Genomic DNA, 21,976 nt, shown 5'->3' with positions numbered 1-21,976 from the left:
CTTTGCTCTGCTCGCTAGGAGTGAGCAGATGCTCACCATTACTGAGCAGAGCAAATCGCGCGCGTGTGATACCAGCTGGCGGGCGGGCACGGGGTGGTTGTGGACGACGACGCGGCCGTCCCGCCTACGCTGCACGGGTGACGTTGTTCGGGGCCGACGAGACGGCGACCGCGCAGATCGTGCCCGACGTCGATGCCACCGGCCCGCTGGCCGCTCGGCCGATCGACCTCACCGCTCCGCTAGCTGCGCGGATGCGTCCGCGCACGCTGGACGAGGTCGTCGGCCAGGAGCACCTGCTCGCGGCCGGCTCGCCGCTTCGCCGGCTCGTCGAGGGCGACAGTCCCATGTCGCTGGTGCTCTACGGGCCGCCCGGCACCGGCAAGACAACGCTGGCGCTGATCGTCTCGAGCGCCACCAACCGCCGCTTCGAACAGCTGTCCGCGCTGAACGCGGGCGTCAAGGACGTCCGCGAGATCATCGCCCGGGCCAAGGCCGAGCTGACCCACAACGGCCGGCAGACGGTGCTGTTCATCGACGAGATCCACCGCTTCAGCAAGACCCAGCAGGACTCGCTGCTGGCCGCGGTCGAAGCACGGCACGTCACCCTGGTCGCGGCCACCACCGAGAATCCGTTCTTCTCCATCGTCGCGCCGCTGCTGTCGCGCAGCCTGCTGCTGACCCTGCAGCCGCTCGACGACGCCGCGGTCGAGCGACTCGTCGACCGCGCCCTGCGCTCGGAGCGCGGCTTGCGCGCCGAGGTGAGCCTCGACGAGGACGCCCGCGCCCACCTGCTGCGCATCGCCGGCGGCGACGCGCGGCGAGCACTCACCGCGCTGGAGGCGGCCGCGGGCACGGTGCTTGCCGAGGGGCGTGGCAGCGTCGACCTCGCGACCCTGGAGCAGGCCGTGGATAGCGCGGCCGTCCGTTACGACCGCGACGGCGATCAGCACTACGACGTGATCAGCGCCTTCATCAAGTCCATCCGCGGCTCCGACGCCGACGCCGCCGTTCACTACCTGGCGCGAATGCTTGAGGCCGGTGAGGACCCGCGCTTCATCGCGCGCCGCCTGGTCGTGCACGCCAGCGAGGACATCGGCCTGGCCGACCCGACCGCGTTGCTGGCGGCCACCGCGGCCGCGCAGGCCGTCCAGCTCATCGGGTTGCCAGAGGCCCGGATCAACCTGGCCCAGGCCACCATCCATCTGGCACTCGCGCCGAAGTCCAACGCTGTGGTCCGCGCGATCAGCGAGGCGCAGGCCGACGTCAAGGCCGGGCTGGCCGGTGCCGTGCCCCCGCCCCTGCGCGATGCGCACTACGCCGGCGCCGGCACGCTCGGCGCGGGGCAGCGCTACATCTACCCGCCGGACACCCCGGACGGCGTCGTTGCCCAGCAATACCCGCCCGACGAGCTCGTCGGGCGCGACTACGTCCACCCGGCCGGCCGCGGCGCCGAGCGAGCGCTGGCCGAGCGGCTCGAGCGGCTGCGGGCCATGATCCGAGGCCGGCCGGACGCCGGACGGTGACCCGCTAGGGTCGTCCGGTAAGAACGGCCGAAACGCCGCCGCCACTCATTGGGAGAGTCGATGTCCGGAGCCGCCGTCGCTGCGCTGATCGCAGCGGGCGCGTTCGTCCTGCTCGTCCTGCTGCTCGCTTTCCCGCTGCTCAAGTTGGGGCGCACGCTCGACGAGGCCACCCTGGCCGTCCGCAAGACCCATGAAGGCGCCGCGCCGATCCTCACCGAGGCACAGAGCACGGTGCTGCAGCTCAACGCCCAGCTCGGCCAGCTCGAGAGCATCGCTGCGAACGTCAACTCGATGACGACCAACGTCGCGGCCATGACCTCGGTGGTGTCCAGCACGCTGGGCAGCCCGATGATCAAGGCCGCGGCCTTCACCTACGGCGTCCGCAAGACCGTCTCCAGCAGACGCGACGCCGACGCGATCAAGTCCGCCCGCGCCGCCCGCCGCAAGGACCGCACCGGGCGCAGCGCCCGGCACGGGAAGATCTGATGCGGCGGCTGTTCTGGCTGGCCATGGGCGTCACGATCGGCGCGCTCGTCGTGCGCAAGCTCTCCCGCGCGGCTGAGAAGCTGACGCCCAGTGGCATGGCCACCAGCATCGGCCAGGGACTGTCCGACCTCGCCGACTCGATCAGCGACTTCGCCGCCGACGTCCGCGAGGCCATGTCCGAGCGAGAGATCCAGCTGCGCGAGAGCACCGGCCTGGACGGTTCGGCCACCCGCGAGACGCCCCCGCCCGCCTGACGCAACGGTCCCGCACCTGGCCTTGGATTTCGACCGGTACGACGCTTGTTTACGAGCTGCCGTCGCGTCGGACAACCGTCATACCGCAGGAAACCGCAAGCTGCGCCGGCGCGGGCATCAGCGGACGGGCTCGAACGCAGGTCGAAATCCAAGGGGCAGGCGGCGGATCGTGCGCCAGCTGGCCGGTGCGTCGGTGCCGGCGACGAGTACGGCGTGATCGACGGTCGCCAGGATGGGCAGTTCGACGCTGACACCACGCGCCGCAGCACGCAACTCATCGGTGGACCCGCGTCGGCGTTCACCGACGGTTAGGTGCGGAACGACCTCGTCGAACTGGCCGCCGTAGGGCTGGTGCTGCGGGAACGCGGCGACGACGGCCGCGGTCAGGGTGCGGAACCCGTCCGCGGGCTCGGGCGCCAGCCAGAGCACGTCCTCGCCGAACCATTGGCAACGCGCAAAGATGCAGTCGAAGGCGTTCACGGTCGCCACGGCCGCGGCCAGCCGGGTGAGCACCCCTTCGTTGAGGTCGGCCGGGTCCACGAACGGGAAGACGATCGAGACGTGCGCGGGGATGCCCCAGGACGCCGCGCGGTCGAAGCGCCGTCGGTATTCGGACACAACGGGCTCGGCGGCGGTGATCGCCACGATTACCGCGGTCTGCGTCGCTCCGGTCATGCCGGTGATGGTGGCACGGGCCGGGCATCGACCGAACCGGAAAAGCGGCCACCGGCGGTCTGGCAGCATGGGCGCGTGGATTCTGCTGACATTCGATCGCGGTTCTTGGGGCACTTCGAGCGCAACGGGCACACCGTCGTACCTAGTGCGCCGCTGCCGTTCGAGGACCCGAACCTGCTGTTCGTGAACGCAGGCATGGTGCAGTTCGTGCCCTACTTCGTGGGTCAGCAGACCGCGCCCTGGCCGCGGGCCACCAGCATCCAGAAGTGCATCCGCACGCCCGACATCGACGAGGTCGGCAAGACCACGCGGCACGGCACGTTCTTCCAGATGAACGGCAACTTCAGCTTCGGCGACTACTTCAAGGAAGGTGCCGTCCAGCTCGCCTGGGACCTGTCGACCAAGTCGATCTCCGACGGCGGATTCGGTCTCGACGGCGAGCGCATCTGGGCCACCGTCTACCTCGACGACGACGAGGCCATCGACATCTGGCACAAGCGGATCGGCCTGCCCCTCGAGCGCATCGTACGCAAGGGTATGGACGACAACTTCTGGTCCATGGGCATCGCCGGACCGTGCGGGCCGTGCAGCGAGCTGTACTACGACCGCGGGCCGGACTACGGCGTCGAGGGCGGGCCGGCGGTCGACGAGGACCGCTACATGGAGTTCTGGAACCTCGTGTTCATGCAGAACGAGCGTGGACCGTCCGTCGGCCCGGGGAAGTCGGATTACCCCGTGCTGGGCGAGCTGCCGGCCAAGAACATCGACACCGGCATGGGCATGGAACGCGTTGCGGTGCTGCTGCAGGGCGTCGACAACCTCTACGAGATCGACCAGACCAGTCCCGTGCTGCAGCGCGCGGCAGAGCTGGCCGGGAAGGTCTACGGCGCGCACTCAGGCCATGCGGCCACGCAGTCGCACCCGGATGACGTGCGGTTGCGGGTCGTCGCCGACCACGTGCGTACCTCGCTGATGCTCATCGGTGACGGCGTGACGCCGGGCAACGAGGGGCGTGGCTACGTGCTGCGGCGCATCATGCGACGGGCGATCCGCTCGATGCGTCTGCTCGGCGTCCAGGAGCCGGTGTTGCCGCACCTGCTGCCGGTGTCGCGCGACGCGATGTCGCCGTCCTACCCCGAGCTTGCGACCGACTTCGAACGCATCTCGACGTACGCCTACGCCGAGGAGGAGGCGTTCCTGCAGACCCTGCGCTCCGGCACGACGATCCTCGACGTGGCCGTCGATAACCTGAAGCGAACCGGGTCGACCACCCTCGCGGGCACGACCGCGTTCCAGCTGCACGACACCTACGGCTTCCCGATCGATCTCACCCTCGAGATGGCTGCCGAACAGGGTGTTCGGGTCGACGAGGACGGCTTCCGTCGGCTGATGGCCGAGCAGCGCGCGCGGGCCAAGGCCGACGCCTTCGCGAAGAAGACGTCGCACGCCGACCTTTCTCTGTACCGATCGGTGCTCGACGCCGGCCGCGTCACGTTCACCGGCTACGAAGAGACCACCCGCGAGGCGTCGGTCGTCGCGATCATCGGCGATGACGGTCCGGTCAGCGCGGCCCAGCAGGGCCAGGACGTCGAAGTCGTCCTGGACGTCACGCCGTTCTACGCCGAGGGCGGCGGCCAGCTTGCCGACTGGGGCACGATCCTCGGGCTCGGGGCGACGACGCCCACCGAGCTGTCGGTCATCGACGTCCAGCAGCCGATCCCCGGCCTGGTCGTGCATCGCACCACCGTGCTCAATGGCGAGCTCGTCGTCGGCGACCCGGTGGTCGCGCGCGTCGATGTCGAGCGCCGCGCGTCGGTGTCGCGCAGCCACTCGGCCACCCACCTGCTGCACTCGGGGTTGCGCCGCGCGTTGGGCGACACCGCGGCGCAGGCCGGTTCGCTGAACGCGCCGGGCCGGTTGCGCTTCGACTTCACGACGCCCTCGGCCGTGCCGCCCAGCGTCCTCGGCGACGTCGAGGACGAGATCAACGAGGTGTTGCTGCGCGACCTCGAGGTGCGCTGGTTCGTGACCGATCAGGACGAGGCGCGCCGGCTCGGCGCCATCGCCATGTTCGGTGAGAAGTACGGCGACCAGGTGCGCATCGTCGAGATCGGTGACTACTCGCGCGAGCTCTGCGGTGGGACACACGTCGCGCGCAGCTCGGTCATCGGCATGGTCAAGCTGCTGGGCGAGGCGTCGATCGGCTCGGGCGTACGCCGCGTGGAGGCCCTGGTCGGGCTCGATGCGTTCAAGTTCTTGGCCCGGGAGCACACGCTCGTGCAGTCGCTGGCGACGGAGTTCAAAGCGCCGCCCGAGGAGCTGCCGGAACGCATCGCCGGCGTGCTCGACCGGCTCAAGTCCGCCGAGCGCGAGTTGAACCAGCTGCGGGTCGGGCAGGTGCTGGCGAGCGCGGGTTCGCTGGCCGGGCAGGTCGAGCAGCTGGCCGGGGTCCAGCTCGTGGTCGCGCAGGCGCCGGCGGGCGTTGGCGGGAACGACCTGCGCTCACTGGCCCTCGACGTCCGGGGGCGGCTGCGCCCGTCGGAACCGGCGGTCGTGCTGCTCGCCTCGCCCGACGACAAGGGCGGTGCCGCGTTCGTCGCGTCGGTGAACCAGAGCGGGCAGGACGCCGGCCTCAAGGCCGGTGACCTCGTGCGTGCGTTCGCGCCGGTGCTGGGAGCCCGCGGCGGTGGCAAGGCCGACCTGGCCCAGGGTGCCGGCGGGGATGCCAGCAAGCTCCTCGACGCCTTCGCGGCCGTCCGCGCCGAACTGACAACCGACCGGGCATGAGCAGCACGCACGACACGCCCGGCGTCTGGCTGGGCGTGGACGTCGGCACGGTGCGGGTCGGGGTGGCCCGCAGCGATCCGCGTGGCGTGCTGGCCGTCCCGGTGACCACCCTGGCCCGCGACGCGAAGAGCGGGCGCGATCTGTCCGAACTTGCCGCACTCGTCGCTGAGTACGAGGCCGCCGGCGTCGTCGTCGGACTGCCCCGAACGCTCGCCGGGCGGGAGGGAACGTCGGCCGACATGGCGCGCGCGTACGGAGCCCAGCTCACGCGGCGGATCGCCCCATGCCCGGTTCGCTACGTCGACGAGCGTCTGACGACGGTTTCCGCGCAGCGTAAGCTCCACGCGAACGGCGTCCGGGGGCGCGCCGGGCGCAGCGTGATCGATCAGGCCGCCGCGGTGGAACTGCTTCAGCATTGGCTCGACACAGCCGAACCAAGGCAGGAAGGACGACCAGGCGGGTGAGGCAACGCGATCTCGAGTCGACCCCCGACTCCGACCCGCACGGTCTGCTCTTCGGATCGGCCGGCGAGCACGGTGACGGTGCGGACGACGTCGATGACCGTGACGACATCGCTGGATCCCGATCCCGTTCCGGCGCCCACAACGCGTCCCGGGTCGCGACCCGCCACGCATCCCGACGCCGGCGCCGCCGGCGGGGCATGGCCGTGCTCGCCTTCCTGCTGGTGCTCGTCGTCGGCGTCTCTGCCTGGCTCATCGGCGTCCCGGTCTACCGCTACTTCCACCCTGCCAATTACGACGGCGACGGCACGGGCACCGTCGTCGTCACCGTCCGGGCCAACGACGGCGCTGCGCAGATCGGCTCGACCCTGGAGAAAGCCGGTGTGGTGGCCAGCCAGCGCGCCTTCACCGATGCCGCCAACGACAATGCGCGCTCGGCGAACATTCAGCCCGGGTCCTACCGGTTGCATCGGCACATGGCGGCCAGCCGCGCGGTGACGCTGCTGCTCGACCCGTCGACGCGGGTGAACTCCGACGTCGTGGTGACCGAGGGGGCCACCACACTCGACGTCCGCAGCCGGTTGATCGCGCCCCCGTGCACCGCCGACTCGCCGGCCACCACCGTCTGCGGGCTGGGCCTGTCCGCGACCTCCGTCGATCGCGCCTTGAAGAACGTGGCGGCGCTCGGCCTGCCCACCGACTTCACCGCGTCGGGCAGGGCGCCGACGTCGGCCGAGGGCTTCCTGTTCCCGGCAACGTATCCCTTCGACGAGACGACCACTGCCGAGAGCGCGCTGCAGCAGATGGTCGGCAAGTTCACCGACCAGGCGCGCACCACGCGGTTCAGTGCGCAGGCCGCCGCGCTCAAGCTCACCCCGTACCAGGAGCTGATCGTCGCCTCGATCGCGCAGGCCGAGGCGAAGTTCCCGGCCGACATGGCCAAGGTGGCCCGCGTCATCCTGAACCGCCTCAAGGCCGGCATGCCGCTGCAGATCGACGCCACCAGTGCCTACGAGTGCAAGCTGGCCGGTACCGACCCGACCAAGTGCGTCTACGCCAGCGTTCAGGGCCCGTACAACTCCTACAACAACAAGAGCCTGCCGCCGACGCCGATCAGCAACCCCGGCACCGACGCGATGAATGCCGCTGCGAACCCGACCGCCGGCAACTGGTTGTTCTACGTCAACTCCGATGCCGCGGGCCACCTGTTCTTCACCAACAGCGAGGCCGCGTTCACCAAAGCAGCGGCCACCTGCCGGGCCAACAACTGGGGCTGCGGGTAGTCGTGCCAACCCACGCCGGGGTGCTGGGCCGGCCGGTCGCGCACTCGCTCTCACCCGTCCTGCACCGCGCCGCGTACGCCGCGCTCGGCCTGGACTGGACCTACGAGGCGATCGAGTGCGGCGTCGACGAACTGCCCGATGCGCTGGCCACGCGTGCCGACTGGGCCGGCTTTTCGTGCACCATGCCGCTCAAACACGCCGTCCTCGACGTCGCCGCCGAGACGCGCCCGCTGGCTCGTGCCGTCGGCTCGGCGAACACCCTCGTGCCCGGGCCGGACGGCTGGATCGCCGACAACACCGACGTCGCCGGCATCGTCGCCGCGCTGGCCGAGTACGCGGTGGCGCCGCGGACGGTCACGGTGCTGGGCGCCGGCGGCACCTCGCAGGCCGTGCTCGCGGCCCTGCTCGTGCTGGGCGTCCCGTCCTGCACGGTGCTGGTACGTGACCCGTCCCGCGTCGACCGGGCAGCTGACACCGCGGGCCGGCTGGACATAGCGCTCGCGGTCGAGACGCTGCGCCCAGGGGCGGCTGCGCTGGGTGCCGACCTGGTCGTGTCCACGCTGCCGGGGCGAGCGGCGGACCCGTTCGCCGACCGGGCGTGGACACCCACGCAGACCGTGCTCGACGTCGCCTACGACCCGTGGCCGTCGGCACTGGCCACCGCAGCCGGACGGGGCGGGGCGAAGGTGGTCAGCGGAGCGCTGATGCTGCTGCACCAGGCAGCGGTTCAGGTCGAGCTGATGACCGGCCACGAGCCGCCCGTCGACGAGATGCGCGACGCGCTGCGGGCGGTCGTGCCCGACGCAGGAATCTGATGAACCACGAACTGCGTGCGCTGACAGAACTCCGGGATGCCGGGCTCGCCCTGCTGGCCCTCGAGGCGGACGCTGCGCTCAACGACGCAGTGATCGAGCCGGCCCGCACCCGTGCTCTGGAGCTGTACCGCGCCTACGTGCAACGCTTCGGCGCGCTCAACCGCGGTGAGCTGCATGAGCTGCACGGCGGCCGACCAGACCCGCAGACCGGTGAGCCCGAACTGGTGTGGCGCCGTCCCGACCTCGGTGGCTTCCGGCGCGATCCCGACTACTACTCGCTGATGGCACTCGAGGTCTACGACCCCGCGACGCGCGAGGCCACACCCGCACCGATTCTGCTGCGACGGGTGCACGGTCGCCGCCCGCCGGTGCGCCGGGCGGCCGACGCGCACGAGGCGCTGCTCGTCTGCCTGGGCGAGGGCAACGGCGTCGACCTCACCCGGGTGGCCGAGCTGCTGGGACTGCGCTCGAGCGCCGACGCCATCGAAGCTCTCGGCGACCTCGTCTTTCGCGACCCGGAGAACGACGGCCGGTGGATCAGTCGCCGCGAGTACCTGACCGGCGACGTCCGGGCCAAACGAGTGGTGGCCGAGGCCGCCGCCCGGCACGACCGCGACTACCGCCGCAACATCGCCGCCCTGGCCGAGGCCACGCCGGACGACCTCGGCCCGCTCGAGATCTCGGTGTCGCTCGGGGCGCCCTGGATCGGTGCGGCGGACATCGAGGCCTTCGTGCACGAGGTGCTCGGCGGGCGGGTGAAGGTGTGGCACCTGCCCTCGGCCGCGTCGTGGAAGACCGTGCCGCTCGGCAAGACGCCGGTCGGTGGCTTCGGGCTCTACAGCACCACGCGGATGAGCGCCTACGAGCTGCTCGCAGCCGGGCTCAACGGCCGCACCCCGGTCGTCTTCGACACGGTCGCGGTGCCGGGAAAGCGGCTCAAGCTGCGCAATCCCGAGGCCAGCCTGGCCGCGATCGAGCGACTCACCGCGCTGCAGGAACGCTTCCGCACCTGGGTGTGGGAGGACGCGGCCCGCACCGAACGGCTGACCCGCGAGTACAACCGACGTTTCAACACCCACCTCGTCCGCCGCCACGACGGGTCGCAGCTGACGTTCCCCGGGCTGGCTGACGGCATCGAGCTGTGGTCGTGGCAGCGCGACATCGTCGCCCAGATCGTGTCATCCCCGGCCACGCTGTGCGCGCACGCCGTCGGTGCCGGCAAGACCCGCTCGATGGTGTGCGCCGCGCTCACTGCCCGACGGCTCGGGCTCGCAGCCAAGCCGCTGATCGCAGTGCCCGCACACCTCGTCGAGCAGACCGCGCGCGAGGCGCGGCAGGCCTACCCGTTCGCGAGCTTTCTCGTGCACGGCGAGGACGAGCTACGCTCCCGCGAACAGCTGGCGGCCCGATGCGCCACCGGTGACTGGGACGCGGTGATCGTCTCGCACGGCACGTTCAGCGCGCTGCCGGTGCGGGCCGAAGCCGAGCTCGCTCACCTGACCGACGAGATCGCCGGCCTGCAGCGCCACATCGCTGCGGGTAGGGGTGGGCGGCACGGCCGGTCGGTGCTGCAGCGACGCGTCGTCGCACTCGAGACCCGGATGCAGCAGGTGCGCACGGCACCGCGTCCGTCGATCGCCTTCGACGATCTCGGCGTGGACCTGCTGCTCATCGACGAGGCGCACTACTTCAAGCGGTTGCCGGTCGTGTCGCGGATGGCGGGCATCTCCCTGGGCTCGTCGCGACGGGCCGCCGACCTGCAGCTCAAGGCGCAGATCCTGCGGGCCCGTCGCGGCGACCGCCCCACGCTCGCGCTGTTCACCGGCACGCCGTGGTCGAACACGATCGCCGAGACGTTCGTCTGGCAGACCTACCTGCAGCCCGACGTCCTGGCCGAGGCCGGCATCGCGCACTTCGACGCCTGGGCCGCGGTGTTCGTCGACTACGAGACGGTCGTCGAGGTCACGCCCGACGCCGCCGCGGTACGTCTCGTCCAGCGCCCGTCGCGCATCCGCAACCTGCCCGAGCTGCGTCGGATGCTGGCCCGCTGCGCCGACATCCTGCGTCCCGAGGAACTCGGCCTGGAACGCCCCGAGCGGCGTGAGCAGACCGTCGTCTGCCCGCCGAGCGAGGGGCAGCTGCAGTTCGTCCGGACGCTCGGCGCGCGGGTCGACAAGATCCGACGCGAGCAGGTCCGCTCCGAACCGGGTGGCGACAACATGCTGGCCGTCTGCGGCGACGGTCGACGCGCCGCGCTCGACCCGCGACTGGTCGGGGTGGCCGAGGACTCGACCAAGCTGGCCGCGGTGGCCGACTCGGTCGCCGAGCTGCACCACGAGCACGCCGAGCTCACGTTCCCGGGCAGCGACGTTCCCGGCGTTCTGCAGGTGATCTTCTGCGACCAGGGCACCCCGGGCGCCGACGGGCCGCAGAGCTACGGGCGGCTGCGGATCGCACTCGTCGAGCGGGGCGTGCCGCCCGAGCGGGTTCGCTGGGTGCACGAGGCCACCACCCCCGAGGCGCGGACCGAGCTGTTCGCGCTGTGCCGATCGGGCGAGGTGTCGGTGCTGATCGGCTCCACCGACAAGCTGGGTGTCGGCACCAACATCCAGCCGCGGCTGCGCGCGATCCACCACGCCGACGCACCGTGGCGTCCCTCGGACATCGAGCAGCGCGAGGGCCGCGCCTTCCGGCCCGGCAATCTCAATCCCGTCGTCGACGTCCGGCGCTACGTCACCAAGAGCACGTTCGACGCGTTCATGTGGCAGGCGCTGCAACGCAAGGCGACTTTCGTCGAGCAGCTCTACCGCGCCGATCCCGGCGTCCGCTCGATCGACGACCTCGGCGACGCGGTGCTGACCTTCGCCGAGGTCAAGGCCCTGGCCACCGGCAATGCGCTGCTGCTCGAGCAGGCCCAGGCCGCGGCCGACGTCGCCCGCCTGCAATTGCTGCGATCCATCAACCTGCAGTCGCTCACCGCGGCCCGCGCTCAGTTGGCCAATGCCGAACAGGAGGAGTACCGCCTGCACCAGCAGCTGTTGCTGCTCGGTGCCGCGCGTGAACGGCTGGCGGAGGTTCCTGACCTCAGCGACCCGGAAGCCGACGTTCGCCTTGCGGCCAAGGCGCTGCGCGAGCGGCTGCTGCTTGCCGACTCCGAGTCCGACGACCCGGCGCCGGTGCGTGCGCCGTGGCGCGGGCTCGGCGTCGAGCTGCTGCCCGAGGGCGGGTGGACGGCGCGGGCCGCCGATGTCGTGTCGCTGCGCGTCACGGTGTCACACCGCCGGGCCGACGAGATCGCGTTGCCGCTCACGTTGCTACGCAGCAGTGCTGCGGCGTGCACCCGGTCGGTGGTCACTCAGCTGCGGCGCTGGCTGGGTCGCCTGGACGAGCGGATCCTCGAGGTGGAGCAGGCCGCGGTCGACGCCCACGACGTCGGCGCGGAGGCGAAACGCGTGATCGCCGAGCACCGCTTCACCCGCACGGACGAACTCGCTGCGGCGCAGGCGCGCCTGGCCGAGATCAACACCGCCCTTGAGGCATCCGTCAGGCACGGCGCGACGAGCGCAGCCTGACGCGCCAAGCTGGGGTGCGCTCAGCGCTTCTCGCAGGCGATCTTGTCGTGGTCGCGGTCGCTCTTCTTGTTCGCCGCGTACAGCGCATTGCTGCGGGTGAACGTCGTCACCGGGCGGGAGTGGCCACTGACGTGATCGTGCGCCCCGTTCTGGCCGACCCCGTGTTTGTACACCTTGTTCAGCGCGGTGCAGTTTGCGAAGTGGCGCGCACCGGCCGCGGCATCAGCCGCAGCATCGGCCGGAGCGGCGGCTGGGGCGGCGATGCAGAGCAGAACGGCTGCGGCGAGGGCGCCGGCGCGGGCGGGAACGGTCGTCATCGGAAGTCGGCAGATCCTGTCGGTGAGCGGTCAGCGTTCGGCCGCATGGACGACAGCCGCCCTCAGCCTAGCGATGATCTGGTCGACGGCATCGATGGCGTCGTCGATCATGTCGGCGCTGTCGACGGTGGCGTGCGAGCGCACCCCACCCAGCAGGATGGACAGCGCGAGCAGGTCACTGACTACCCCGTGCTGCAGCTCCTCGGCCATCCGGTCGCGATCGGCAACCAGGGCGTCGCGTAGGCCGGTGGTGCGCGGTTCCAGCTCGCTGGAGCAGTAGGCGGCGAGCTCGGCGAGCATGGCGCACTCCCGCTCGCTCCATTCCCGGGGCTGGGGGTCAATGACACACAGCGAGCCGACTGCACGGCCGCGGATGTCAACGAGCGGGAAGCCCGCGTACGCAACGACACCTAGGTCGGCGATGGCGGGATTGTTGGCGAAGCGTTCAATCGTGCGCGCATCGCTGAGCACCAGTGGCGCCCCGCTGGTGACGACGTGCTGGCAGAACGAGTGGGTGAGCGGGGTGAACCGGATTTCTTGCCAGGGGCTGGGCAGGCCCATCGCGCCGGGGAACACCTGCTGGGTCCGGTCGACGAATGACACCAGCGCGGTGGGCGCGTCGATCAGACGGCTGGTCAGCGCAGCGATCGCGTCGAAGCGTCGATCAGGGCCGCAGCCCACGGGCGTCGAACTGGGTAGTGGGTGTGGATGCCCCGGCTCGTCCATGGCGCCTCGCTGTCGTCACCAGACGCTGCAGCGGGGTTGGCCGGCGTCGAGTGCGCAGCCTAAGCCGACGACGGTTCTGACGCTGCGACCCGGCGCCGCGACGACGGGTCTGCAGGTTCAGTCCTGCTTGGGCCCGGGCGGCGGAGGCGTTGCTTTGGTGACGGTGCCCGGCTTCTCGTCATCGCCGCGTAGTCCCTCGCGCAGACCCTGCGCCGATTCCTTGGCGGTGGCGGCGACCTTGCCAGCGCGGTCCTTGGCCTTCTCGGCCAGCGGCGCTGCTTTCTTCTGCAGCTCCTCGACCTTCGGGCCGGCTTTGACGCGCAGCTCATCGAGCTTCGGGGCTGCCTTCTTCTGCAGCTCGTCGGTCTTGTCCTTCATCCTGTCCAGGAAACCCATATCGGCCATTCTAGGGCGAGAAGGCGGGTGCCGGGGCCGTGCCTCGTCATTGCGGGAAACGACGCAGCGGAACCCCGGCAGCCCGCCGGTGAGTAGACCACTGCGGGCCACGTCCCTCCACAGACCGTAGCCCGCATATGATCCGTGTGAAGTATGCCCGACGTTGCCGATCTGCGCCAACATCCGGGTCCGCCGGCGGGCACTCCTGGCGTGATTACGCTGAATCCATGCCCGTCACCAGCACCCGCCGCGCAATCGTCCGGTTGGTGGACGGCGCCGAGCCGGCCCGAACGCCGGACGACCTCGCGGTCGAGGCTCCGCTGGTTCTGGGCCTGGACGGGGAGGCAATCGCCACGCTCATGCGCACGCCGGGACACGACCTCGAGCTGACCGCCGGGTGGCTGGTCGTCGAGTCAGGTGTGCGGCGGCCCGATGACGTCGGGCAACTGCGCCAGTGCCGCGAGGACGACACCGACCGCGTCCACATCACGCTCGCACCGGGTGTCCGCGCGCCCCGACCGCGCGCGTTCGTCACCTCGGCCGCGTGCGGCGTGTGCAGCGCAGACGTCCTGGACCTGTCGCTGCTCGTCGACGGGCCGGCGCACACACCAGGGTTCGCGGTGTCGCACAGTGTGCTGGCCGGGCTGCCCGATGCCATGCGACAACGGCAGAAGACTTTCGATCGCACCGGTGCGGTGCACGCGGCGTCGCTCGCTGCGGCCGACGGCACCCTCGGTCCGGTGCGTGAGGACGTCGGCCGGCACAACGCGGTCGACAAAGTGATCGGGCAGGCGCTGCTCGCCGGCGCCCTGCCCGCGCGGGACCGGGTCTTGGTCGTCAGCGGACGGGTGTCGTTCGAGATCGTGCAGAAGGCGGTCGCTGCCGGCGCGGCGGGGATCGTTGCGGTCTCGGCGCCGTCGAGCCTCGCCGTCGACCTCGCCCGCGAGCACGACCTGCTGCTCGCCGGCATGGTGCGTCGCGGCCGGCTCAACGTCTACGCAGGCGAAGACCTGCTCGCCCGCTGACCGACGCGCCCCCTGGTGATCAACAGCGCTGAAACGTCGTAGCACGACGTTTCAGCGCTGTTGATCACCAAGGGCTTGGCGGGCGGCGTCAACGTCTGCCCAGGTGTCGCAGTCGCGGCCCCAGCCCTGCGGGTCTGGCACCTGGGCCACCGCGACCGACGACGTCAGGGCCCGCACCGCGGCGTCCGCCGGCTCGCCCAGCGCAGCCAGCGCGGCGGTCAGGGCATCTCGCCGCCACGCGACGGCCAGATGATTCGACCGGCCGGCAGCGTCGACGAGCAGTGCGGCGTCGTATTCCGCGCTCAGTCCAAGGAGCAGCACGGGCACGGCCGGTGCCACCGACGGCAGGTCGGCGGCGAGTACGAGCACGACGTCCGCGGATGTGTGCGCCAGCCCGACAGCGATCGCGGCGACCGGACCCCCTCCCAGCGGGTCCTCGACGCACCAGACGACCTCAAAGGGCAACGGCCGATGCGGGCCGACGACCACTATCCGGTCGGCGTCGGCGACCGCAGCGACGACGTGCTCGAGCAGCGTGCGTCCGCCGACGTCCACGGCGGGCTTGTCGACGCCGCCGAGGCGACGCGCCGAACCGCCGGCGAGGATGAGGGCGTCGTACACAGCCTCGACGGTAACGGCCGCGGCGCGACCGTAGGCTCACGCTCCATGTCCGCCGCCGCCACCGGAGCGCACGTCCCGGTGGCGGCTCTGCTCGGGGCCATCGGGTGCGCCGCGGCGTCGCCCTATCTGGCCAGGTTGACGACGAGCGTCCCCGACCGCACGCTCGCGCAGTGGTGGACCGGGCTGCCCGTGACGCGCTCCCGCGTCGTCGTCACGGCCGTCGTCGGGACCATGCTCGGAGCGCTGGCCGGCGCTGCCGCAGGGTTAGGCGCGCTGCTGCCCGCCTTCGTCGCGCTGGCCCTGGTGTGCGCGCCGCTGGTCGTCATCGACTACGAGGTGCACCGGCTGCCCAACCGGCTCGTCTACGTCGCCGTCGCCGGCGAGTCCGTACTCCTCACCGTCGCGGCTGTGGCGCAGAACGATTGGCACCGCTGGCTGCGCGGCCTCGAGGCTGCTGCGGCCGTCCTTGCGGTGTTGTTCCTGCTGGCTCTTGCCTCGCCGCGGTCGTTCGGGCTCGGTGACGTCCGGCTCGGCGGGGTGCTCGGCGGCTACCTCGGCTGGTTCGGCTGGGGGTACGTCTACTACGGGATCTTCGCCGGGTTCCTGCTCGGCGCCGTCGTGTCGCTCGCCCTGATCGCGACGCGGCGGGCGGGACTCAAAACTGCGATCGCCTTCGGGCCCATGCTGATCTTCGGCGCGTTGCTCGTCCTCGCGTTCGACCTCGTTCCCGCATTCGCAGGATGACCTCCGTATCGTCATCCCACATGACCGTCCTCCGCTTCGCTCCGGCCGCCAGAGGCCACGTCCATTCGCTCAGCGCTCACGGTGTTCGCGCGTGAGCAGTGCCGTCCGTCCCGGACCCACTGTCTTCGTCCTCTTCGGTGCCACCGGCGACCTTGCCAAACGCATGGTGCTGCCGGCGTTCTACACGCTGGCCAAGGAGGGCCTGCTGCCCGACAAGTGGATGCTGGTCGGCAACGGTCGCGGCGACGTCTCGCACTACGACTTCCAGAACCACGTCCACGACGTCCTCACGGACGCCGGCGAGAAGCTCAACGACAGCACCTGGAAGACGTTCGAGCAGCGGCTGCGCTTCGCCGGCGGCGGGTTCGAGAAGGCCGACCCGGGTAGCCTGCTCGACGTCCTCGCCGAGGCCCGCAAGGAGGTCGGTGCCGACGCGCAGCTGGTGCACTACCTCGCCGTTCCGCCGGTCGCCTTCGCCGGAGCGACCGAGGGCCTGGGCGAGCACGATCTCGCCAAGAACAGCCGGGTTGTCTATGAGAAGCCGTTCGGCACGTCACCCGAGAACTTCCGCGAGCTGGACGAGCAGGTGCACAAGATTCTTGCCGAGGACCAGGTCTTCCGTATCGACCACTTCCTGGGCAAGGAGGCCACGCAGAACCTGCACGTGCTGCGGTTCGCCAACGGCCTATTCGACGCCGTCTGGAGCAACAAGACGGTCCGCGCCGTGCAGATCGACGTCCCTGAGCAGCTCGGCATCGCCGACCGTGCCGAGTTCTATGACGCGACCGGTGCGGTGCTCGACATGCTCGTGACCCACCTGTTCCAGGTCGCGGCCGAGATCGCCATGGAGCCGCCGAAGAGCCTCGGCTCCGACCACCTGCAGGCCGCCCGCGAGAAGGTGATCAGCTGCTTTCGTCCGATCGACCCTAAAGAGGTGGTCCTCGGGCAGTTCGACGGTTACACCGACACGAAGGGCATCGATTCGACGTCGACCACTGACACGTACGTGGCCGCCCGGCTCTGGGTCGACAACGACCGCTGGCGCGACGTGCCGTTCCTGCTGCGCACCGGCAAGCGGCTGAATCAGAGCCACCAGCGGGTCAGCCTGATCCTCCGCGACCCCGACGACGGCCCGCTCGAGGACTTCCCGAAGGACGGCAATGTGCTGTCCTTCGACCTGTCCGGCAACGGCGGCATCTCGCTTCGCCTGGTGGCCAAGAAGCCGGGACCAGCACTCGAGCTCGAGCCGGCCGAGATCGGGTTGAAGCTCGAGACCCTTCAGGGCGCCGACCCGCTGCCGCCCTACGTGCGGCTCATCCACGACGTCCTCGTCGGCGATCGCGGCCTGTTCACCCGACCGGACGGTCTGGCCGCCGTGTGGGAGGCCGCGGGCCCGCTGCTCGACAACCCGCCCAAGCCGCAGCCCTACCCCGTCAACTCGTGGGGGCCGCAGGCCGCGCGCGAACTGGCCGCTCCGGACGGTTGGCTGCTCGGCGAGTAGCACTGTTCTGAGACACTGCACCCGTGCTTCGATGGATCACGGCTGGTGAGTCGCACGGCCCTGCGCTGGTGGCCGTCCTCGACGGTCTGCCCGCAGGCGTCGAGGTGGCCACGGCCGACCTGACCCGCGAACTCGCGCGCCGGCGGCTCGGTTACGGCCGCGGCGCGCGGATGAAGTTCGAGCTGGACGAGGTCGAGCTCACCGGCGGCGTCCGACACGGCGTCACGATGGGCGGCCCGGTGGCCGTGCGCGTCGGAAACACCGAGTGGCCCAAATGGGAGCAGGTGATGTCGGCCGACTCGGTCGATGCCGACGTGCTGGCCGCGCTGGCCCGCAACGCGCCGCTCACCCGGCCACGTCCCGGACACGCCGACCTCGCCGGCATGCAGAAGTACGACCTCGACGACGCCCGGCCGATCCTCGAACGGGCCAGTGCCCGGGAGACCGCCGCACGGGTCGCGCTCGGCACGATCGCGCGGGCCTTCCTGCACCAAGCGCTCGGGGTCGATGTCGTGTCACACGTCGTCGGCATCGGCTCGGTCACCGCGCCGGACGGCGTGGTGCCGACGCCCGCCGACGCCGACGCCGTCGACGGTTCCGACGTCCGCTGCTTCGACGAAGCCACCAGCGCGGCGATGGTCGAGGAGATCGACCGCACCCGCAAGGACGGCGACACCCTCGGCGGAGTGGTCGAGGTGCTCGCCTACGGCCTGCCGCCCGGCCTGGGCAGCTTCACGCACGGTGACCGCCGGCTCGATGCCCGCCTGGCCGCAGCGCTCATGGGCATCCAGGCCATCAAGGGCGTCGAGGTCGGCGACGGTTTCGAGCTGGCGCGCACCCGGGGCTCGCTGGCGCACGACGAGATCGTCAACAGCGACGGCGCGATCCGCCGCGTCTCCGGGCGCTCCGGAGGCACCGAGGGCGGCATGACCACCGGTGAGGTCCTGCGCGTCCGCGCCGCCATGAAGCCGATCTCGACCGTGCCGCGGGCGCTGCGCACGGTCGACACCGAGACCGGCGAAGCTGCGGTCGCGATCAACCAGCGCTCCGACGTCTGCGCCGTCCCGGCCGCGGGCGTGGTGGCCGAGGCGATGGTGGCCCTGGTGCTGGCCGAGGTCGCGCTCGAGAAGTTCGGCGGTGACTCGGTGGCCGAGACCCGGCGCAACGCCGACGCCTACCTCAAGCGCCTCGTCGAACGCGGCCTGGCCAGTTCCCCATGAGTCCGCGGGTGGTGCTGGTCGGGCTGCCGGGCGCGGGCAAGAGCACCAGCGGCCGCCGGTTGGCCAAGATCCTCGCGCTGCCGTTCGCCGACTCCGACGACCTTGTCGAGGCCGCAGCCGGGCGCGCGGTCACCGAGATCTTTGCTGAGGACGGCGAGAATTCGTTCCGTGCGGCCGAGGCCGCCGCGATCGCCGCCGCACTCGTCGATTTCGACGGCGTGCTGGCCCTCGGCGGCGGCGCGCTGATCTGCACCAGCACCCGTGCGGCGCTCGTGAGCTGCGACGTGCCCGTCGTCGTGCTGCGCGCGCAACTGGCGACGCTCGGCTCGCGCGTCGGCGACGCCCGCACCCGCCCGCTGCTCGCGGCGGACCCGAACGCTCGGCTGGCCGAGCTCGCGGCCGAGCGCGCGCCGCTGTACGAGGAGGTCGCGACATTCGTCGTCGACACCGACCGCCGAACGCCCGGTCAGGTGGCCGCCACGGTGGCGGCTCGGCTGCACGAACGGCGGGTGCGCACATGAACGTCACCCGCATCGACGTCGACGGTGCGCAGCCCTACCCGGTGCTGGTCGGCCGCCACCTGCAGGACGAGCTTGCGCCGCTGCTGGCCGGCGCGTCGCAGGTGGCAATCGTCCACCCCCCGACAATGCCCGAGCGGGCCGACACGTGGCGCGCCCGCCTGGACAAGGCGGGCTTTGTCGTCCACGTCCTGGAGGTGCCCGACGGCGAGGACGCCAAGACGCTCGCCGTCGCGGGGACGTGCTGGGACACCCTGGGCCGGCTCGGCTTCACCCGCTCCGACGCAATCGTCGGCCTCGGCGGGGGAGCCACCACCGACCTCGCCGGCTGGGTTGGTGCAGCCTGGCTGCGCGGCGTGCGGGTCGTGCACGTGGCCACCACGCTGGCCGGCATGGTCGATGCGGCGGTCGGCGGCAAGACCGGCGTCAATACGGCGGCGGGCAAGAACCTGGTCGGCGCCTTTCACCCACCGGCCGGCGTGCTGTGCGACCTCGTCGCCCTCGAGACCTTGCCCCGCGAGGACTACATCGCCGGGTTGGCCGAGGTCGTCAAGTGCGGGTTCATCGCCGACCCGGCCATCCTCGACCTCATCGAGGCGGATCCGACGGCCGCGTCGCAGGCAGGAAACCCGGTCGAGCGCGAGCTCGTCGAGCGCTCGGTGCGGGTGAAGGCGCACGTCGTCGGCGAGGACCTCACCGAGCAGGGTCTGCGCGAGATCCTCAACTACGGCCACACCCTCGGGCACGCCATCGAGCGGGCCGAGAACTACCGCTGGCGGCACGGTGATGCGGTGTCGGTCGGACTGATCTTCGCCGCGGCGCTGGGCCGTCGGCTCGACCGCCTCGACGCCGCGACCGCCGAACGGCACCGTGCCGTGCTCGACGCGGTCGGCCTGCCGACGTCCTACCGGGCCGACGCGTTCCCGCACCTGCTCGAGACCATGCGCATCGACAAGAAGTCGCGCGGCAACCGGCTGCGCTTCGTGGTGCTCGACGGACTGGCCCGCCCGGGCACCGCCGACAACCCCGACCCGGACATCCTGGCGGATGCCTACTCGGAGGTGGCTTCGTGAATCGCGTCCTGGTGATCAACGGTCCGAATCTGGGTCGCCTCGGCACCCGCGAGCCGGAGATCTACGGCAGCACCACGCATGCTGAGCTCGCGGCGTTGTGCGTGCGGGCCGGCGCCGAGCTGGGCCTGGACGTCGAGGTCCGCCAGAGCGAGTTCGAGGGCGACCTGCTCGGCTGGCTGCACGGGGCGGCCGACGATGCCACGCCGGTGGTCATGAACGCCGGCGCGCTGACCCACACGTCGGTCGCTCTCGGCGATGCGTGCGCCATGCTCACCGCACCGTTGATCGAGGTGCACATCAGCAACGTCCACCGCCGCGAGACGTTTCGCCACACGAGCTACGTGTCGTCACACGCCACCGGTGTCATCGTCGGCCTGGGCGTCGAGGGTTACGTGCTTGCCCTGTCCTGGCTTTCGTCGTCTCTCGCGGGCGAGGACGTCGCTCGCTAGACCTCCGCAGCCGGGCTGCTCGCGTTCTGCCATCGCCCACGATGGCACTGCAGGCACCAACCACTGAGCGTCATCACTTCTGACGCTGAGTCACTGCCATCATCTGCAATGGCAGCACGCGAGCGGCTCCACCTACCGCACCTGCCGGCGGTGGTTACTCACGGGTAACCTGCGAGCCATGAAGGTGCTCGATCTCTATCAGCGCGCGAACCGGGTGCCGGTCGTCGGGCGGGGCGCGTTCTCGCTCGCGTTCGCCCTCAAGGCGCCGTACTTCCTGACGATCGCGCCGACGCTCGTCGAGCTGCGGCCGAACCACGCCGAGGTTCGGGTCCGCAAATGGTGGGGCGTGCAGAACCACATCGGCACCGTGCATGTGATCGCGCTGGCCAACGGGATGGAGATGGCGATGGGGGCGCTGGCCGAGGCCACCATTCCGCCGCACCTGCGTTGGATACCAAAGGGTATGGAGCTCGAGTACGTCGCGATGTCGGACTCGACGATGCTCGCCACCGCCGACACCGACCCAGCCGATTGGGAAGCACCGGGCGAGGTGGCCGTGCAGGTGCAGGCCACGCGCAGGGACGGGACGGTCGCCGTCCGTGGCGTGATCCGTCTGCACGTCGGCGAGCGCAAGCGAGCCGCTTGAGGCGCTTGAGGCGCAGCGGCGAGCGTTGCTAACGCACCTTGCGAGCGACCCAGCGCGGCAGCTCCTTGGCGAGCCCAGCCCTGCGCGCGATCTTGTGGTTGGCGCTGGTCATTAGCCGAGCTTGGAGCACACTCTCGGTCCAGAACGCCCAGCGCGGCGAGCGCGTCCACGTGGTGTGGAAGAGCCGCTTCGTGTAGGCCAGGGCGTCGGGGGAGCGGGTGAGCAGCTCGCCGACCAGGGCCTCAGCGTCCTTCAGCGGCTCGTCCGAGACACCGGTGACCAGGCCGTACTCGTGGGCCTGGTGGCCGTCCAGGACCTCGGCGGTCATGGTCAGCCGCTTCGCAACGTCGATGGGCAGCAGTTCGCGCAGCGTCACCGAGCCGGTCATGTCCGGGATGAGACCCCACTTGGCCTCCATGATCGAGATCTGCGCATCGGGGGTGGCGAAGCGGAAGTCGGCCGCCAGGGCGAGCTGCAGTCCGCCACCGAAGCACGGGCCGTGCACCACCGCAATCACCGGCACCGGCAGCTCGCGCCAGGCCCAGCAGACCTGCTGGAAGAAGTTGGTGGACTGGCCGGGCAGCTTGACGAATCCGCGCAGCTGGAATGCCGGGCCGGCCTTGCCGACCGCTGCGAAATCCAGTCCGGAGCAGAACGCCGGCCCGTCGCCGCGCAGGATGACTGCGCGGATGCTGCGGTCGGCGGCGATCCGCTTCGGCACCTCGATAAGCGCGCGCAGCATGGCCGGGTCCAGCCCGTTGTACTTCGCCGCGCGGTTGAGCGTCACGTAGGCGACGTTGGCGCCGTCGTCGGTGGGACGGATGTCGAGCAGGACACGGTCGTCGGTCATGCAGGACAGGGTAGGCCGGTGCCCCACCAGCGCC

The 21,976-nt window shown here is 70.8% G+C and carries 22 protein-coding genes; 16 read left to right on the top strand and 6 right to left on the bottom strand.

The annotated features are described in order from the left end of the window. Positions 1-251: 251 nt before the first annotated feature. Genes ACFFC4_RS10190 through ACFFC4_RS10180 form a run of 3 tightly spaced genes read left to right on the top strand, consistent with a single transcriptional unit; the run spans position 252 to position 2,263 of the window. A complete protein-coding gene (locus ACFFC4_RS10190; protein WP_375500438.1) occupies positions 252-1,523 on the top strand; it encodes a replication-associated recombination protein A in 1,272 nt (423 codons plus the stop codon). A gap of 60 nt (positions 1,524-1,583) precedes the next feature. Then, positions 1,584-2,009, top strand: coding sequence for a DUF948 domain-containing protein (locus ACFFC4_RS10185; protein WP_375500406.1), 426 nt, complete (start codon positions 1,584-1,586; stop codon positions 2,007-2,009). Next, positions 2,009-2,263 carry a hypothetical protein gene (locus ACFFC4_RS10180; protein WP_375500404.1) on the top strand — a complete coding sequence of 85 codons (255 nt, stop codon included), beginning with the start codon at positions 2,009-2,011 and terminating at the stop codon, positions 2,261-2,263. Before ACFFC4_RS10185 ends, ACFFC4_RS10180 begins: the two co-directional genes overlap by 1 nt. Positions 2,264-2,380: 117 nt before the next feature. On the opposite strand, the gene ACFFC4_RS10175 is transcribed toward ACFFC4_RS10180, so the two are convergent. Beyond that, the gene (locus ACFFC4_RS10175) at positions 2,381-2,938 is read right to left on the bottom strand and encodes a 2'-5' RNA ligase family protein (RefSeq protein ID WP_375500402.1); all 558 of its coding nucleotides are present in this window, start codon (positions 2,936-2,938) and stop codon (positions 2,381-2,383) included. Positions 2,939-3,013: 75 nt separating this feature from the next. On the opposite strand from ACFFC4_RS10175, the gene alaS reads away from it, so the two are divergent. Genes alaS through ACFFC4_RS10150 form a run of 5 tightly spaced genes read left to right on the top strand, consistent with a single transcriptional unit; the run spans position 3,014 to position 11,856 of the window. Then, positions 3,014-5,725 carry an alanine--tRNA ligase gene (alaS, locus tag ACFFC4_RS10170; protein ID WP_375500400.1) on the top strand — a complete coding sequence of 904 codons (2,712 nt, stop codon included), beginning with the start codon at positions 3,014-3,016 and terminating at the stop codon, positions 5,723-5,725. Next, on the top strand, positions 5,722-6,189 hold the full coding sequence (gene ruvX, locus ACFFC4_RS10165; protein ID WP_375500398.1) for a Holliday junction resolvase RuvX: 468 nt from the start codon (positions 5,722-5,724) through the stop codon (positions 6,187-6,189). The genes alaS and ruvX overlap by 4 nt, the downstream gene beginning before the upstream one ends. Beyond that, complete coding sequence (gene mltG, locus ACFFC4_RS10160; RefSeq protein ID WP_375500396.1) at positions 6,186-7,469, top strand: endolytic transglycosylase MltG; 1,284 nt, start codon at positions 6,186-6,188, stop codon at positions 7,467-7,469. Before ruvX ends, mltG begins: the two co-directional genes overlap by 4 nt. 2 nt (positions 7,470-7,471) lie before the next feature. Next, a complete protein-coding gene (locus ACFFC4_RS10155) occupies positions 7,472-8,284 on the top strand; it encodes a shikimate dehydrogenase (protein WP_375500394.1) in 813 nt (270 codons plus the stop codon). Beyond that, complete coding sequence (locus tag ACFFC4_RS10150; RefSeq protein WP_375500392.1) at positions 8,284-11,856, top strand: helicase-related protein; 3,573 nt, start codon at positions 8,284-8,286, stop codon at positions 11,854-11,856. Before ACFFC4_RS10155 ends, ACFFC4_RS10150 begins: the two co-directional genes overlap by 1 nt. Positions 11,857-11,876: 20 nt before the next feature. On the opposite strand, the gene ACFFC4_RS10145 is transcribed toward ACFFC4_RS10150, so the two are convergent. The 3 genes from ACFFC4_RS10145 to ACFFC4_RS10135 all read right to left on the bottom strand — a co-directional run bounded on the left by ACFFC4_RS10145 (position 11,877) and on the right by ACFFC4_RS10135 (position 13,295). Next, a complete protein-coding gene (locus ACFFC4_RS10145) occupies positions 11,877-12,173 on the bottom strand; it encodes an excalibur calcium-binding domain-containing protein (RefSeq protein ID WP_375500390.1) in 297 nt (98 codons plus the stop codon). A 30-nt stretch (positions 12,174-12,203) separates the two neighbouring features. Then, positions 12,204-12,899 (bottom strand): GAF domain-containing protein, encoded by a 696-nt coding sequence (locus ACFFC4_RS10140; protein ID WP_375500388.1) that lies wholly within the window; start codon positions 12,897-12,899, stop codon positions 12,204-12,206. Positions 12,900-13,016: 117 nt separating this feature from the next. Beyond that, entirely contained in the window at positions 13,017-13,295 is a 279-nt protein-coding gene (locus ACFFC4_RS10135; protein ID WP_375500386.1) for a hypothetical protein, read from the bottom strand. 227 nt (positions 13,296-13,522) lie between these two features. On the opposite strand from ACFFC4_RS10135, the gene ACFFC4_RS10130 reads away from it, so the two are divergent. Further along, positions 13,523-14,320 (top strand): formate dehydrogenase accessory sulfurtransferase FdhD, encoded by a 798-nt coding sequence (locus tag ACFFC4_RS10130; RefSeq protein WP_375500384.1) that lies wholly within the window; start codon positions 13,523-13,525, stop codon positions 14,318-14,320. A gap of 51 nt (positions 14,321-14,371) precedes the next feature. Here ACFFC4_RS10130 and ACFFC4_RS10125 read toward each other — a convergent pair whose 3' ends face one another. Further along, positions 14,372-14,941: a molybdenum cofactor guanylyltransferase gene (locus ACFFC4_RS10125; RefSeq protein ID WP_375500382.1), complete on the bottom strand. Its 570-nt coding sequence runs from the start codon at positions 14,939-14,941 to the stop codon at positions 14,372-14,374. A 45-nt stretch (positions 14,942-14,986) separates the two neighbouring features. On the opposite strand from ACFFC4_RS10125, the gene ACFFC4_RS10120 reads away from it, so the two are divergent. The 7 genes from ACFFC4_RS10120 to ACFFC4_RS10090 all read left to right on the top strand — a co-directional run bounded on the left by ACFFC4_RS10120 (position 14,987) and on the right by ACFFC4_RS10090 (position 21,092). Further along, positions 14,987-15,685 (top strand): prepilin peptidase, encoded by a 699-nt coding sequence (locus ACFFC4_RS10120; RefSeq protein ID WP_375500380.1) that lies wholly within the window; start codon positions 14,987-14,989, stop codon positions 15,683-15,685. Positions 15,686-15,776: 91 nt separating this feature from the next. After that, complete coding sequence (locus ACFFC4_RS10115; RefSeq protein WP_375500378.1) at positions 15,777-17,186, top strand: glucose-6-phosphate dehydrogenase (NADP(+)); 1,410 nt, start codon at positions 15,777-15,779, stop codon at positions 17,184-17,186. Positions 17,187-17,209: 23 nt separating this feature from the next. After that, on the top strand, positions 17,210-18,406 hold the full coding sequence (aroC, locus tag ACFFC4_RS10110) for a chorismate synthase (RefSeq protein ID WP_375500376.1): 1,197 nt from the start codon (positions 17,210-17,212) through the stop codon (positions 18,404-18,406). Continuing rightward, positions 18,403-18,927 (top strand): shikimate kinase, encoded by a 525-nt coding sequence (locus ACFFC4_RS10105; RefSeq protein WP_375500374.1) that lies wholly within the window; start codon positions 18,403-18,405, stop codon positions 18,925-18,927. Before aroC ends, ACFFC4_RS10105 begins: the two co-directional genes overlap by 4 nt. Continuing rightward, positions 18,924-19,997: a 3-dehydroquinate synthase gene (aroB, locus tag ACFFC4_RS10100; RefSeq protein WP_375500372.1), complete on the top strand. Its 1,074-nt coding sequence runs from the start codon at positions 18,924-18,926 to the stop codon at positions 19,995-19,997. The genes ACFFC4_RS10105 and aroB overlap by 4 nt, the downstream gene beginning before the upstream one ends. Further along, positions 19,994-20,446, top strand: coding sequence for a type II 3-dehydroquinate dehydratase (gene aroQ / locus ACFFC4_RS10095; RefSeq protein WP_375500370.1), 453 nt, complete (start codon positions 19,994-19,996; stop codon positions 20,444-20,446). Before aroB ends, aroQ begins: the two co-directional genes overlap by 4 nt. Positions 20,447-20,624: 178 nt before the next feature. Beyond that, on the top strand, positions 20,625-21,092 hold the full coding sequence (locus tag ACFFC4_RS10090) for a hotdog fold domain-containing protein (protein ID WP_375500369.1): 468 nt from the start codon (positions 20,625-20,627) through the stop codon (positions 21,090-21,092). A 28-nt stretch (positions 21,093-21,120) separates the two neighbouring features. Here ACFFC4_RS10090 and ACFFC4_RS10085 read toward each other — a convergent pair whose 3' ends face one another. Beyond that, positions 21,121-21,942 (bottom strand): crotonase/enoyl-CoA hydratase family protein, encoded by an 822-nt coding sequence (locus tag ACFFC4_RS10085; RefSeq protein WP_375500367.1) that lies wholly within the window; start codon positions 21,940-21,942, stop codon positions 21,121-21,123. Positions 21,943-21,976: the final 34 nt, after the last annotated feature.

The sequence above is a fragment of the uncultured Jatrophihabitans sp. genome (genome assembly GCF_964244045.1).
Classification (GTDB): Bacteria; Actinomycetota; Actinomycetes; order Mycobacteriales; family Jatrophihabitantaceae; genus Jatrophihabitans.
Note: the sequence above shows the minus strand (reverse complement) of the source record. Positions and strands in the feature narration are given on the sequence as shown.